Source organism: uncultured Eubacterium sp. (assembly GCF_934525195.1).
GTDB lineage: Bacteria > Bacillota > Clostridia > Oscillospirales > Acutalibacteraceae > Eubacterium_R.
Genome location: NZ_CAKSZA010000002.1, coordinates 78,259 through 91,965, shown reverse-complemented (window position 1 = coordinate 91,965; position 13,707 = coordinate 78,259). Strand labels below are relative to the sequence as shown.

14 protein-coding genes and 1 tRNA gene are annotated in these 13,707 nt (G+C 37.5%); 10 read left to right on the top strand and 5 right to left on the bottom strand.

Annotated features, from left to right (window positions below; all coding sequences use genetic code 11):
- Nucleotides 1-60 precede the first annotated feature (60 nt).
- Nucleotides 61-723: a hypothetical protein gene (locus Q0E03_RS02440; protein WP_297129135.1), complete on the top strand. Its 663-nt coding sequence runs from the start codon at nucleotides 61-63 to the stop codon at nucleotides 721-723.
- A 98-nt stretch (nucleotides 724-821) separates the two neighbouring features.
- Here Q0E03_RS02440 and Q0E03_RS02435 read toward each other — a convergent pair whose 3' ends face one another.
- Genes Q0E03_RS02435 through Q0E03_RS02425 form a run of 3 tightly spaced genes read right to left on the bottom strand, consistent with a single transcriptional unit; the run spans nucleotide 822 to nucleotide 4,463 of the window.
- The gene (locus tag Q0E03_RS02435; RefSeq protein WP_297129132.1) at nucleotides 822-2,177 is read right to left on the bottom strand and encodes a PFL family protein; all 1,356 of its coding nucleotides are present in this window, start codon (nucleotides 2,175-2,177) and stop codon (nucleotides 822-824) included.
- Between the two features lie 15 nt (nucleotides 2,178-2,192).
- Nucleotides 2,193-2,462 carry an ACT domain-containing protein gene (locus tag Q0E03_RS02430; protein WP_297129129.1) on the bottom strand — a complete coding sequence of 90 codons (270 nt, stop codon included), beginning with the start codon at nucleotides 2,460-2,462 and terminating at the stop codon, nucleotides 2,193-2,195.
- Nucleotides 2,463-2,480: 18 nt separating this feature from the next.
- Nucleotides 2,481-4,463: a right-handed parallel beta-helix repeat-containing protein gene (locus tag Q0E03_RS02425; RefSeq protein WP_297129127.1), complete on the bottom strand. Its 1,983-nt coding sequence runs from the start codon at nucleotides 4,461-4,463 to the stop codon at nucleotides 2,481-2,483.
- Nucleotides 4,464-4,596: 133 nt separating this feature from the next.
- Here Q0E03_RS02425 and Q0E03_RS02420 point away from each other — a divergent pair, with 133 nt between their 5' ends.
- The 6 genes from Q0E03_RS02420 to Q0E03_RS02395 all read left to right on the top strand — a co-directional run bounded on the left by Q0E03_RS02420 (nucleotide 4,597) and on the right by Q0E03_RS02395 (nucleotide 8,704).
- On the top strand, nucleotides 4,597-5,403 hold the full coding sequence (locus Q0E03_RS02420; RefSeq protein ID WP_297129124.1) for a histidinol-phosphatase HisJ family protein: 807 nt from the start codon (nucleotides 4,597-4,599) through the stop codon (nucleotides 5,401-5,403).
- Between the two features lie 12 nt (nucleotides 5,404-5,415).
- The gene (locus tag Q0E03_RS02415) at nucleotides 5,416-5,895 is read left to right on the top strand and encodes an Lrp/AsnC family transcriptional regulator (protein ID WP_297129121.1); all 480 of its coding nucleotides are present in this window, start codon (nucleotides 5,416-5,418) and stop codon (nucleotides 5,893-5,895) included.
- Nucleotides 5,892-7,073 carry an aminotransferase class I/II-fold pyridoxal phosphate-dependent enzyme gene (locus Q0E03_RS02410; protein WP_297129118.1) on the top strand — a complete coding sequence of 394 codons (1,182 nt, stop codon included), beginning with the start codon at nucleotides 5,892-5,894 and terminating at the stop codon, nucleotides 7,071-7,073. Before Q0E03_RS02415 ends, Q0E03_RS02410 begins: the two co-directional genes overlap by 4 nt.
- On the top strand, nucleotides 7,063-7,938 hold the full coding sequence (ispE, locus tag Q0E03_RS02405) for a 4-(cytidine 5'-diphospho)-2-C-methyl-D-erythritol kinase (protein WP_297129115.1): 876 nt from the start codon (nucleotides 7,063-7,065) through the stop codon (nucleotides 7,936-7,938). The genes Q0E03_RS02410 and ispE overlap by 11 nt, the downstream gene beginning before the upstream one ends.
- Nucleotides 7,939-7,984: 46 nt before the next feature.
- The gene (locus tag Q0E03_RS02400) at nucleotides 7,985-8,581 is read left to right on the top strand and encodes a stage II sporulation protein R (protein ID WP_297129112.1); all 597 of its coding nucleotides are present in this window, start codon (nucleotides 7,985-7,987) and stop codon (nucleotides 8,579-8,581) included.
- Between the two features lie 36 nt (nucleotides 8,582-8,617).
- A tRNA-Leu gene (locus Q0E03_RS02395) sits at nucleotides 8,618-8,704 on the top strand.
- Between the two features lie 84 nt (nucleotides 8,705-8,788).
- On the opposite strand, the gene Q0E03_RS02390 is transcribed toward Q0E03_RS02395, so the two are convergent.
- Complete coding sequence (locus Q0E03_RS02390; protein ID WP_297129109.1) at nucleotides 8,789-9,745, bottom strand: D-2-hydroxyacid dehydrogenase; 957 nt, start codon at nucleotides 9,743-9,745, stop codon at nucleotides 8,789-8,791.
- Between the two features lie 139 nt (nucleotides 9,746-9,884).
- Between Q0E03_RS02390 and Q0E03_RS02385 the strand changes: the two genes are divergently transcribed.
- From Q0E03_RS02385 to Q0E03_RS02375, 3 genes are all read left to right on the top strand, one after another.
- Nucleotides 9,885-10,574 carry an N-acetylmuramoyl-L-alanine amidase gene (locus Q0E03_RS02385; protein WP_297129106.1) on the top strand — a complete coding sequence of 230 codons (690 nt, stop codon included), beginning with the start codon at nucleotides 9,885-9,887 and terminating at the stop codon, nucleotides 10,572-10,574.
- Nucleotides 10,575-11,945 carry a DNA repair protein RadA gene (gene radA / locus Q0E03_RS02380; protein WP_297129104.1) on the top strand — a complete coding sequence of 457 codons (1,371 nt, stop codon included), beginning with the start codon at nucleotides 10,575-10,577 and terminating at the stop codon, nucleotides 11,943-11,945.
- A gap of 310 nt (nucleotides 11,946-12,255) precedes the next feature.
- Nucleotides 12,256-13,104 carry a tyrosine-type recombinase/integrase gene (locus Q0E03_RS02375; protein ID WP_367270214.1) on the top strand — a complete coding sequence of 283 codons (849 nt, stop codon included), beginning with the start codon at nucleotides 12,256-12,258 and terminating at the stop codon, nucleotides 13,102-13,104.
- Here Q0E03_RS02375 and Q0E03_RS02370 read toward each other — a convergent pair.
- Entirely contained in the window at nucleotides 13,094-13,705 is a 612-nt protein-coding gene (locus Q0E03_RS02370; RefSeq protein ID WP_297129098.1) for a stage II sporulation protein M, read from the bottom strand. The two genes, Q0E03_RS02375 and Q0E03_RS02370, sit on opposite strands and share 11 nt — an antisense overlap.
- Nucleotides 13,706-13,707: the final 2 nt, after the last annotated feature.

Below are 13,707 nucleotides of genomic sequence, written 5' to 3'. Positions count from 1 at the left end.
TATTGAATTTTAATATAAATAATGTTATACTACATTCATACTTATAAGGAGGGGACTGCTTTGAGTAAAGAATCCAAAATCGCAAAAAAAGAGCAAAAGGCAGCAAAGAAAGCCGCCAAAGCCGAAAAAAAGCAGGCTAGCCAATATGCAAAACTTGTTAAAAGTATCGACAAGAAAAATGCAAAGGCTGAAAAGAAAGCTAACAAAAAGGGTAAACCGTTTACACCCGCACCAATTCCTACACAGGAAGAGGCATTTGCCGGTGTACAAGGAAGCAAAGGCAAGAAAATATTTACGCTTATCATTTTAATTCTTTTAATTTGGTTAGTTATTTATTTCTTGGTTATGTGGTTTAGCTATGTAGCGCCAATCAAAAGCAATGAAGCAGAAGAAGATAACGGTACTTCATCATCTCAGGAATATGACAGATATGTAAATGAGCATGAGATTACCACAACAAAGAGCTACAGTGTATCTGAAGCAAAGGCTCTTTTGAAGCAAGTTATCCACGACAACTGGAGAACTCTTTCATACTCAAGTGATCCTTCATCTGCAGCAATTAACTACACATCAAACATTGTGACAGTTAACAATGCTGATTGCTATGAATTTATGGCAAGCGGAAAAACATACGCAGTTGCAATCAATCTTTCAGCTGTATATGTTGTTGAGAACGGTGAATATACACCAATCACATTCCACGGCACAGCCCTACTTTCATAATTGTAATTAATACATAATTATACCGTCGAATTCCGGCGGTATTTTTATTTTAAATAAAGAAAAGGAGTCGAAAAAACGACTCCTTAATTTTTTACTATTTAGTTTTTAAGTGAATGAAGCGGAGCAGGAATTTTACCGCCGCGGGAAATGAATTTTGCCGGTGATTTAGTGTTAACTTTCATAACAGGTCCTGAACCGAGCAGTCCGCCAAATTCAAGCACATCTCCGTCTTTTTTGCCAACAGCAGGAATAACTCTTACAGCTGTTGTTTTTCCGTTCACCATACCAATAGCTGCTTCGTCGGCAATAATACCGCTGATGACTTCAGGAGTTGTATCACCCGGAATAACAATCATATCAAGACCAACGGAGCAAACTGCTGTCATTGCTTCAAGCTTTTCGATGCAGAGAGCACCTGATTTAGCAGCAGCAATCATTCCGGCATCTTCCGAAACAGGAATGAATGCACCTGAAAGACCGCCGACACTTGACGAAGCCATAACTCCGCCTTTTTTAACAGCATCATTAAGCATAGCAAGGCAAGCTGTTGTACCTGCTGCACCACACTGTTCAAGACCGATTTCTTCCAAAATATAAGCAACCGAGTCGCCGACAGCCGGGGTAGGAGCAAGTGAAAGGTCAACAATTCCGAAAGGAACGCCCAATCTTTCGCTTGCAAGAGTACCGACAAGCTGACCCATTCTTGTAACCTTAAATGCGGTTTTCTTGATGAGTTCTGCGATTTCGTTAATTGAATAATCAGGATGTTTTGCAACAGCGGCTCTTACAACGCCGGGACCCGAAACGCCGACATTAATAACACAATCAGGCTCTGAAACACCGTGAAAAGCACCTGCCATAAACGGATTGTCCTCAGGAGCATTGCAGAAAACAACAAGCTTTCCTGCGCCGATACAATCGTTATCCTTTGTAAGTTCAGCAGCTTCTTTAACCTTTTGACCCATAAGGCGAACAGCGTCCATATTGATACCTGCCTTAGTCGAACCGATATTTACCGAAGAACAGATATGTTCGGTTTGTGCAAGCGCCTGCGGAATAGACTCTATAAGTTCTCTGTCACCGGCTGCAAAGCCTTTTTGCACCAAAGCAGAGTATCCGCCTATAAAGTTAACTCCGATTGTTCTTGCGGCTTTTTCAAGGGTAAGTGCGTACTTTACAGGATCGCCGCCGCTGATACCTGCAAGGATAGAAATAGGAGTAACGCTGACTCTCTTGTTAATAATAGGAATACCGTATTCCTTTTCAATGTCTTCGCCTGTTTTAACAAGATTTTCTGCTTTTTTGCAAATCTTGTCGTATACCTTTTGGCAAGACTTGTCTATATCGCTGTCACCGCAATCCAATAGGGAAATACCCATTGTTGTGGTTCTGATATCAAGACACTCGTCTTGAATCATTCTAATTGTTTCAAGTATGTCGTATGTATTAATCAAAACGATGTCCTCCGATTATATTCTGTGCATTGAATTAAAGATGTCCTCGTGCATTGCGTGAATAGACAATCCGTTATTTTCGCCGTATTTTGCAAGTTTTTCTGCAAAAACAGGGAAGTCAACATTGGCCTTTGAAGCGTCTGCCATCATCATCATACAAAACATATCCTGCAAAATTGACTGAGAAACCTCTGTTACATTTACATTACATTCCTTACAAATACCCGATACGGAAGCGAGAATACCCACCATATCTTTACCTACAACTGTAATAACACATCTCATAATATGTCCTCCGAAAAATTATATTTTTTTACCACGATATGAAGAAAGATTTGAACGAGCCTTTACGCCGTTTGCAACCTTAACTGCCGATACCTTGTAGTAATATTTTTTACCTTTTTTGAGTTTTTTGTTTTTGAAACTTGTTTTCTTTGTGCTGCCTATATAGCTGTATGCACCATTTTTGCTTGTTGCTCTGTAAATATAGTATACAGAAGCACCGCCGACTTTTTTCCAAGACACAGTAACGGTTGTGCCTTTTTTCTTTATCGGATTAAGTTTAGGAGTGCCGTAATTTGCAAACTGCACATCTTTCTTTTCACCCTTGCTGTAACCGTATCTTGCAGAAGAATTTTTGTAATTGTTATAATATACATTTCCTGCTGCTTCTTTTTCAAAATAAACAGCATATTTTCCGTGACCGTCAAATATATTCGATGAAATTGTATTTACGCTTGCACCGGAATTAATATGAATTGCATCTGTACCCGATGAAACAATGTTATTAAGTTGGATAGTTGTACCGCTGCATTTACCGATTAAAATTCCGTTCTTTTCCGAATTTGAAATAGTGTTTGAACGGATTGTATTATTATTGCATCCCGAGTTAACAACAATTCCGCTGCTTCCCGCACCGCTTACATTGTTATTTCTAACTCTGTTGTTAGCGCTTGAAGAAGCAATCAAAATACTGTTTGAAAACTGCGAAACGGTATTTAAATAAATATCATTTGAATTTGAAGCATTTGCTGCATAAATTCCGTATCCGCCGTTTGTTCTTGAACTTGTAATTGTGTTATTGTGAATCTTTGAATTTAAAGTATCATACATTCTGATACCGTGAGCAGTAGTGTAAATTATATTGTTGAAAACAGAAATCTTGTTTACCGCATAGTTTGCAACATCAGCATAAGAATCATATTTTTTCTTTTTTGCCGATGTAACTTTGTTTCCGAAAATATAGATAGCCGAAGCAACAGAAACATCATCAGTAGAATTTACGCTGATGTTGTTATTGAAAATTCGTGTTTGGCAATCGTTGTTTACAAAACCGTTTTTATCATATTCACAAACAGAACCGAGTCTTGAATCGGGGCGCATCATAAAATAATAAATGCCCTCACCGCAATTTGTAATTGTGTTGCCGTAAATCTCTGTGTTGACATATGCAGAACAGAAAATAGCACATCCTGTCAAATTTGAAAAAGTATTGTTTCGAATAGTTATATTATTTTGGTAATATCCGTGGAACATAGACTTTGTGCCGACACCGCTTACAAGATTGTTGAATGTACAATTTTCAACGGTTACGCTGTTATTCATCGTTCCGTCATAGAACGGGAAACCTGAAAAGTGCTCATCTTCTTCAAGAATGTCAATTTGAATAGCCTCGCAGCTTGATGAATCGATATCACCGATAAAGCCGTCAAAAACGCATCCGTCAAAAACAACATTTGTTGAACCTGCAACCTCTACAAAGTGAGATATGAAGCCCTCTGTGAACTTTACATTTTCAAATCTTACGCCGTTTGCATGGGCAATTCTCGAAAGACAAGATTCGTTAGCGTTTTCATCGGTGTAAGTAAGTTGACCGCCACGCAATGTAAAATTGGTAAGACCGTCATAACCATAATATCCGCTTGGAGAATTGATTATGTTACCTCTCTTCTTGCAGTCATTATATATTACTGTACCGTTTGTAAGGTCAAGGACAGTGTTGCTTGTTGCGGTATTTGTTTGTGTTATTTTGTATTCACCGGCAGGTATTTTGATTGTCAAAACATTTTGAGGAGTTGCATTTGTTGCACAATATTGCAAAGCCTGCTTCAACGGCAGAGTGATGTTGTTGGTTTCAACCGAAACACTTTCAACCAAATTTGAAGAAGAATCCAAAATTTGAATTGAATCATTTGCAAATACAGTCATAGCCGAAAAAGGCAAAATTGAAGCCATCAAAACAACCAAGCTCATTACGATTGACAAAAGCTTCTTTTTTATTTTCATTTTAATTACCTCTATATAATACAATTAATCTATATTATAGTTTTAATTTGTATAATTGTCAAACAAATAATTTTATTTATAAGTATTTTATTTTACCGAAAACTATGATATAATAATGAGCCGGGTGATGATTATGAAATACAAGAACATTTTTGACACACATACTCATTCTGCCAACTCTTTTGACGGACATCATTCCTGCAAGCAATTATGCGAAGAAATTATAAAAAACGGCGGTATCGGTATAGCGATTACCGACCATTGCGACATTGACGGAACAAAAGACGGTTGCTGGGATTTTGAGGACAAGCAGTTTGCAGAAGTTCTTGAAGCAAAAAAAACATTTCCTCAAATCAAGGTATGCAACGGCGTTGAACTCGGTCAGCCTCTGTTTGAAAAAGAACTTTCGGAAGAATTTTTGTCAAAATACGATTTTGATTTTGTGCTCGGCTCTGTACATAATCTAAAAGATATGGAAGATTTCTATTTTTTGAATTACAAACAGTATGGCATTTACAGCCTGTTGCAACAGTATTTTAACGCATTACTTGATTTGGCAAAATGGAACAAAATCGACAGCCTTGCACATTTGACTTATCCGCTTAGATATATTGTTGCAAGAGAAAAAATCGATGTTGATATGTCGAAATTCGATGACATCATCGAAGAAATTTTCAGCACAATAATAGCGAATAACAAGGCGATTGAACTAAATGTTTCGGGTCTTTCAATGGATATGAGCGACACATTGCCAAATAAAGCATATATCAAAAAGTTTCACGATATGGGCGGAAAATATGTAACAGTTGGCTCTGATTCACATTATTTTGACAAAGTGTGCAACAATATTGACAAAGGCTATGACATACTAAAAGAATGCGGCTTTGAACATTTCACGATATTTGAAAAAAGAGAGCCAAAGCTCATTACCATAGAATAATAAGGAGATAAGATGGACAGATTATTATATTTACTTGAAACAAATCCAAGACTTACAAACGAGGAACTTGCGGTTATGCTCGGTGTAAGCGAAGAAGAAGTAAAAGAACAAATCAGAATATACGAAGAAAGCGGTGTAATCAAAGGCTATCGTGCAATTCTTGACAAAGAAAAAGTAAACGCAAAAGATTGTACTGCACTTATTGAAATTAAGGTTCAACCAAAATTCGGCCACGGCTTTGATGAGGTTGCACAGCGAATTGCAAATCTCGAAGAAGTTGAGAGCATTTACCTTATGAGCGGCGGCTACGACCTCTGCTGTATAGTTCAAAACAAATCTTTCGAAGAGGTCGCAATGTTTGTTGTAAAGCGACTTTCTCCGCTTGAAGATGTTGTTTCAACAACTACAAACTTTATCCTCAAGAAGTATAAAGAGCAGGGCATCAGCTTTGCAGAACCGACAAAGGATGACAGGGGGACAGTCTCGCTGTGATTGATTATAACGATTTTTTAAACTCCAATCTAACCAATGTCAAACCGTCAGGCATCAGAAAATTCTTTTCTATTGCCGAGGAAATGGACAATGTTATTTCACTCGGTGTCGGCGAGCCTGATTTTTTAACTCCGTGGCATATCAGACAGCAGGGAATAGATTATCTTGAGCGAGGCGCAACAAGATATACTGCAAACGCAGGTCTAATCGAACTCAGAAACGAGATTTCAAAATACTACACAAGAAAATATCTTGTTCAATATGACCCAAAAACAGAGGTGCTTGTAACCGTCGGCGGCAGCGAGGGCATCGATATGGCTATCCGTACACTTATCAACAGCGGCGATGAAGTGCTTGTTGTTGAGCCGTCATTCGTTTGCTACAAACCTATAATTGAGGTTTCGGGCGGTAAGGCAATTCCTGTTGCAACCAAACTCGAAAACGAATTTAAACTTACACCTGGTGATATCGAAAACGCTGTCACTCCAAAAACAAAGGCTATTGTGCTTCCGTTCCCAAACAATCCGACAGGCGCGATAATGAACGAAACTGAGTTAAAAGAAATTTCTGAAGTAATCAAAAAACACAATCTTTTTGTTATTTCTGATGAAATATACAGCGAGCTGACATACACTCCAGAGGGACATATCACAATTGCTTCGATTGACGGAATGAAAGAACGAACAATTGTAATCAACGGCTTTTCAAAATCGTATTCTATGACAGGCTGGCGACTCGGCTATGCGCTCGGTCCTGCACCTGTAATCAAGCAAATGACAAAACTTCATCAATTTGCAATTATGTCTGCACCGACAAATTCACAATATGCCGCAATTGACGCATTAAGAAACGGTGACAACGACATCAAAAAAATGGTTATGGACTACGATATGCGTCGCAGATTTACGGTTGATGCATTCAGAAAAATCGGTCTTGAATGTTTTGAGCCAAAGGGTGCATTTTATGTGTTCCCTTGCATAAAATCAACGGGTCTTTCAAGTGATGAATTTTGCGAAAGACTCATCAAAGAAAAGCACGTAGCGGTTATCCCCGGCAACGCTTTTGGCGACAGCGGTGAGGGATATGTCAGAGCTTCTTATTGCTATTCTATTGACAACATTAAGGAAGCTATTACAAGAATAGGCGAATTTGTTAAGGAATTAAAAAATGAAAATTAAAGTAAAAGCATATGCAAAAATAAACCTAATGCTTGATATTGTTGCACAAAGAAAAGACGGCTATCACGATTTGTTTATGATTATGCAGTCGGTCAGTCTTTACGACACAGTGACCGTTGAAAAAACAAAAGGCAAAAAGATAACTCTTTCTTGTGACGAAGAGGGTATTCCTCTTGACGAAAAAAACATTGCATACAAAGCAGCCGTTGCGTTTTTCAAGGCGAACAACATTAAAAATACCGGTATTCATATTGATATAAAGAAACGAATTCCGCACGCTGCGGGACTTGCCGGCGGAAGTGCCGACGGTGCAGGGGTTATCGTTGCGCTAAACCAAATATATAACACAAATTTGAACAATAAAGAATTGTGCCAAATCGGTGTAAAAATCGGCGCCGATGTTCCGTTTTGTATTTGCGGCGGAACTCTTCTTGCGCAAGGCATCGGTGAAGTGCTCAATCCTGTAAAACCGCTTCGCAAGTGCTTTATCCTGCTTGCAAAGCCGAAAACAGGCGTCAATACAGGCAATGCGTTCAAAGCTTTTGATGAAAACGGCAAAGTACATACTCCTGACAAACTCGGTATGCTCTATGCTATGCAGTCAAGGGATTTGGAACAAATTTGCTCGAAAATGGAAAATGTTTTTGAACAGTTTATCGAAGTTCCCGAAAGAGTTTATATCAAAGAAATTATGCGTTCAAACGCTGCTCTCGGCACTTGTATGAGCGGTTCGGGACCAACAGTTTTTGGTATTTTCACAGATAAAGAAAGTGCGCAAAAAGCATCCGAAGAACTTAAAAATTTTGCAAAAGATATTCACATTTGCACTCCTGTAAACAAGGGTTGCAAAATCGAAAACGAATAAAAATAACAAAACCTGCCAATCATTCAAACGAAAGGCAGGTTTTTATATGCTCAAAAAAATTTATTTGTTTGTTCCGATATTTCTCATTTCATTGATTTTATTCGGAATAATGTCACCAATCAACACGCTTTCAAACGACATCAGCCACAAAGTTTTAAGACTTCATATTTTAGCAAACAGCGACACTCAAGCCGATCAGGAATTAAAATTAAAACTTAAAGACAATTTGTTAAAAGATACTGCATATATATTTAAAGATTGCAACAGCCTTGACGAATCAATAGTTGCTGCTAAAAACAACATTGATTTATTTCAAAAATCCGCCGAACGCACCTTAAAAAATTGCAACAGCGATTACAGCGTAAAGGTTTATGTTGACAACGAATTTTTCGACATCAGAGAATACAATGATTTTACTCTTCCGTCAGGAAATTACAACACTATTAAGGTTGTAATAGGTGAGGGCAAAGGTCATAATTGGTGGTGTGTTATGTATCCGACCGTCTGTATTTCTGCATGCACAAATGATTTTGACAAGGTGCTGACCAAAGAAGAAAAGCAACTCATAACATCAAAAAAATACATCCCAAAATTCAAAGCACTCGAAATCATAAATAAACTAAAAAATAAAATAAAGCCTTGACATTACACATAAAATCAATTAAAATGTATGTGTTGTGCTGGTGTGGCGAAATCGGCAGACGCAAGGGACTTAAAATCCCTCGGTAGCAATACCGTACCGGTTCAAGTCCGGTCACCAGCACCAAAGCAGTGTTCGTTTGAGCATTGCTTTTTATTATTTATGAGCAAGCAAAAAGGTACTTTCAAATTAGAAAGTACCTTTTTGAATTTATTTATTAACTACATTTTGCGGATTGCCTTCAATAAACGCTTTGAGATTATCCTCAAGTATGCCCAAAAGGCGTTTTCTTGTTTCATAAGCTGCCCAAGCAATATGCGGAGTGATTATACAATTCTTTGCCGTAAGGAGTGGGTTATCGGCTGTTGGCGGTTCAACTCTCAAAACATCAACTCCTGCCGCCTGAATATCACCGTTATTAAGTGCATCGGCAAGATCTCGGTCATTTACAACAGGACCTCTTGATGTATTAATTATGATAACACTTTTTTTCATTTTTGAAATAGCATTCTTATCAATCAAGTTTTCAGTCTGCGGTGTAAGAGGGCAATGGCAGGTAATTATATCGCTGTCCTTGCAAAGCTTGTCAAAATCAACAAATGTAACATTCTTGAATTCTTCAGGCTTTGGATGAGGAGTAAACACCAAAACATTCATTCCGAATGCTCTCGAAATCTCTGCAACTCTTTGTCCGATTGAACCAAAACCGACTATGCCGATTGTCTTTCCGTCAAGTTCTGTTAGCGGTGCTTTCCAGAAGCAGAAATCGGGGCAAGATGTCCACTCACCGTTATGAACAGCATCGCTGTGAAGTGAAACCTTGTTTGTAATTTGCAAAATAAGTGCAAAAACAAGCTGTGCAACCGCTGCTGTTGAATACGCAGGAATATTTGAAACAACAATGCCTTTTTTCTTTGCAGCATCACAGTCAACAACATTATATCCTGTTGACTGCAAACCGATATATTTCAAGTTTGGCATTTTGTCAAGCATTTCTGCCGTGATTACAGTTTTGTTTATGATAAGAGCATCTGCATATTTTGCACGCTCAATAACTTCTTCAGGCTTTGTTCTTTCATAAACAGTAAACTCACCGTATTGCTTAAAACTATCCCATGATTGATCGCCTGGATTGGTTGTATATCCGTCTAAATTTACTATCTTCAAAATATCATCTCCTTTACAGTACAAATTATATCCCTTCTAAATAAATAAATCAACCGATTTATTGAAAGATTAATAAATATGTTGTATAATTAAATCATATTATTAATGTCGAACATTTTATATAGGCTTTGGTGATAGTATGAAAAAGGCATTAATGATATTATTTTCAGGTTTTCTTTTGATAGCTGTTTGCATCAATCTCAGCTGTAAGATTGACAACTATCTTGTAAAAACAGTTGGAATAAATAATATTCAAACACGAAAAACAGTTATTATCGACCCCGGTCATGGCGGAATCGATGTCGGTGCTGTCGGAATTGACGGTTCGCTTGAAAAGAACATCAATCTTTCAATTTCGCTCGATTTGTACGATTTTCTTATGGTGTCGGGGATAAATACCGTTTTGACTCGTGACGGCGATTATGAAGTGTATAGGGCAGGGGAGCAACGCACAAAATCCGACTTATATAATCGTATGGATTATATAAATACCGTACCCGACAGTATTTTGATTTCAATCCATCAAAATCATTTTGAAAATGAAGCCGAATGGGGAACTCAAATTTGGTATTCTCCAAACGATGAAAAAAGTCCAACGATTGCAGACAAAATCTTAAACAGCGTTAAAAAGAATATTCAACCTGAAAACAAACGAATAAACAAAAAATCTGACGACAATTATTATATTTTATACAAAGCACAAAAGCCGTCTGTTATGGTTGAATGTGGCTTTGTAAGCAACGAAAATGAAAATAAAAGACTGCAAGACAAGGAATATCAGCGAGATATGGCTTATTCTATTCTTGCAGGAATTTGTGAGGAAGTATAAATGGCAGGAAAAGTAAAATCCGTATATGTGTGCAGCGAATGTGGATACGAAAGCGTAAAATGGTTCGGAAAATGTCCGGGCTGTGGCGAATGGAACACTATGGAGGAGCAAACTCCGATTGTATCCGCAAAAGGCATTACAAGGTCTAAAGCAAGCATTAAACCTGTTCAAAGGCTTAACGAAATAGACAGTGATATTGAAAAAAGACTGTCAACGGGAATAAAAGAATTTGACCGAGTGCTCGGAGGTGGAATTGTAGAGGGAAGTTTGATTCTTCTTTCGGGTGATCCGGGTATCGGTAAATCAACTATTTTGCTTCAAATTTGTCAAAGCTTAGGACAAAAACACACGATTTTGTATATTAGCGGTGAAGAATCAGCACGACAAATCAAGCTCCGTGCAAACAGACTTAATGTTGATACCGAAAATCTGTTCATTCTTGCAGAAACCGATGTTTCGCTTATTGTTGAAACAATTAAAGCCGAAAAGCCGAATATGGTTATAATTGACTCGATTCAAACAATGATGATTGATGATATTTCGTCATCGGCAGGTAGTATCACGCAGGTCAGAGAATGCACAAATATCTTTATGCACCTTGCAAAATCGCTTGGAATCCCGATTTTTGTAGTTGGTCATGTCAACAAAGACGGCGCAATTGCAGGTCCGAAAGTGCTTGAACATATAGTTGATACTGTGTTATACTTTGAGGGTGAACGCAATTATTCATACAGAATTTTGCGAAGTGCTAAAAACCGATTTGGTTCAACAAACGAAATTGGCGTGTTTGAGATGACTCAAAGCGGTATGAATGAGGTTGAAAATCCGTCATTGATGATGCTTTCAGGCAGACCTAAAAACACGAGCGGAACTTGTGTTGCGTGTACAATGGAAGGCTCACGACCGATTCTTGCCGAGGTGCAAGGTTTGGTTACTTCATCAGGTTTTGGAACACCAAGACGAATGAGCACAGGCTTTGATTACAACCGAATGAGTATGATAATTGCCGTGCTTGAAAAGCGTGCCGGATTTCTGTTCAATGGAATGGATGCATATTTGAATGTAATCGGTGGATTGAAGCTATATGAACCGGCGGCAGATTTAAGCGTTGCTATGGCATTGATTTCATCATTAAAGGATAAGCCTGTAAACGAAAACACACTTGCATTCGGTGAAATAGGACTTGCAGGAGAAATCAGAGCCGTGAATAATTGTGAACAACGAATTACCGAAGCACAGCGACTCGGATTCACAAAATGTATAATTCCGTTTCATAATTATAAATCCTTGTCCAAAGAAATAAAAATCAATATGGACATAGTGCCTGTACGTAACATCCGTTCAGCATTCGATGCAATTACCGAAGAATAACAAAAAGCTGATTTCACAATAAAACATAATTATTATGAAATCAGCATGTTACATCAATATTATTAAAATATACCTAAATCTAAATAAATTGAAAGGAAAAACGATTAATAACTTCCCTTTATTTCGCAAAATATTAATTTTGCGAAATATCAAAAGGTTGTTAATCAAAATCAAACTCTTGAAACGAGAAGATTTTGCAAAACTGCCCTCTTTGGTGCAAGACTATTTGATATATGTTGAAGCAATCAAAGGACACAGTTCTTTATCCGTAACAGAATATGCAAGCGATTTGAGGACATTCTTTCGTTTTATGGCAAAACACAAAGGACTTTGCTCCGACACCACGCCTAATGACGAAATTGATTTATCTCAAATTGATATAAACTTTATCAAAGGTATAACATTAAATGATGCGTATACCTTTTTAGTGTACTGCAAAAATGTTCGTGGCAACAACGAAACAACCCGTGCTCGCCGTGTTGTGTGCATCAGACGATTTTTTAGTTACCTATCGGACAACCTTGGTTTGCTTTCAGTCAACCCTATGAAAAACCTCGATGCACCTAAAACCAAAAAATCTCTTCCAAAATATTTAACTTTAGAAGAAGCGCAAAAATTACTCTCTGTAATAGACGGAAAGTATAAAGAACGAGATTTTGCGATTATTACCCTGTTCCTGAATTGCGGAATGCGTCTTGCAGAACTTGTTTCGATTGACTATTCCGACATTAAATCCGACGGTACTCTTGTTATAACCGGTAAAGGCAACAAAGAACGAACTGTCTATCTCAACCAAGCCTGTATTGACGCCGTAACCGAATATATGAAAGTCAGACCAAACGACAAGGTCAAGGACAAAGCACTTTTCATTAGCAGTCGTTACCAACGAATCAGTCCTCGAATGGTTGAGATTATGGTCACTAAAAATCTTGAAAAAGCAGGACTTGGGGGTCGAGGTTTATCTGTACACAAACTTCGTCATACTGCCGCCACTCTGATGTATCAACACGGAAATGTTGATGTCCTTGTTCTCAAAGAAATTCTTGGTCATGAAAATCTTGGCACAACGGAAATTTACACACATATTCAAAGTGACGCTTCAAAGCAGGCAATCGATTCAAATCCACTTGCTAACAACAAGCCTAAATTTACATCTTAATTATTGAATTCAGCAAAAATATAATCAGTGAATTTACAAATGATATTGCCGTAATTTCAGTTCCATAAATTAAAAATGATTTTAGATAATCCTTTAAAACAAGCTGTTTTTCATTGTTTTTTTGAAGTGAAATATCAAAAATATTTTTGCTAAGTTCTTTTGAAGACGAAATTGTAAAAAACAAAATCACCATAAATGCCGAAGCTTCGGGAACAATCATCAAAAGTGAGTACCCTATCCCCTTTAGCGAATACATATTATAATAAAATGCTATTTTCACAGCGATTTCAAATCCGCAAAGAAACGGTACGGCATTTATTATCGGAAAACCGATGATACATAATCCAAGCAAAATCGTTATGGTATAAATCAACAAATAAACCGACAGTCTGTCAATTACCACGGAAAGCAGACTGTCGCTTTTTATTGTTAAAAAATCACTCAAAAGATTCGAAAATTTTGAAAGTTCAAGGCTTCTGAAAAGTAATGAACCTGCCAAAACTCCTGCAATATATATCAGCAAAAGATAAATGAATTGACGGTTACTTTCTACAAAATTTTCAAAATTAAATTTTTGTTTTGAAACAACAATACTTTTCATTT

Bases quoted from the DNA above. Each gene is read 5' to 3' on its own strand.
- Q0E03_RS02430 (WP_297129129.1), bottom strand. From the start codon at position 2,462: ATGAGATGTGTTATTACAGTTGTAGGTAAAGATATGGTGGGTATTCTC.
- Q0E03_RS02425 (WP_297129127.1), bottom strand. From the start codon at position 4,463: ATGAAAATAAAAAAGAAGCTTTTGTCAATCGTAATGAGCTTGGTTGTT.
- Q0E03_RS02420 (WP_297129124.1), top strand. From the start codon at position 4,597: ATGAAATACAAGAACATTTTTGACACACATACTCATTCTGCCAACTCT.
- Q0E03_RS02415 (WP_297129121.1), top strand. From the start codon at position 5,416: ATGGACAGATTATTATATTTACTTGAAACAAATCCAAGACTTACAAAC.
- ispE (WP_297129115.1), top strand. From the start codon at position 7,063: ATGAAAATTAAAGTAAAAGCATATGCAAAAATAAACCTAATGCTTGAT.
- Q0E03_RS02400 (WP_297129112.1), top strand. From the start codon at position 7,985: ATGCTCAAAAAAATTTATTTGTTTGTTCCGATATTTCTCATTTCATTG.
- Q0E03_RS02385 (WP_297129106.1), top strand. From the start codon at position 9,885: ATGAAAAAGGCATTAATGATATTATTTTCAGGTTTTCTTTTGATAGCT.
- radA (WP_297129104.1), top strand. From the start codon at position 10,575: ATGGCAGGAAAAGTAAAATCCGTATATGTGTGCAGCGAATGTGGATAC.
- Q0E03_RS02375 (WP_367270214.1), top strand. From the start codon at position 12,256: ATGGCAAAACACAAAGGACTTTGCTCCGACACCACGCCTAATGACGAA.
- Q0E03_RS02370 (WP_297129098.1), bottom strand. From the start codon at position 13,705: ATGAAAAGTATTGTTGTTTCAAAACAAAAATTTAATTTTGAAAATTTT.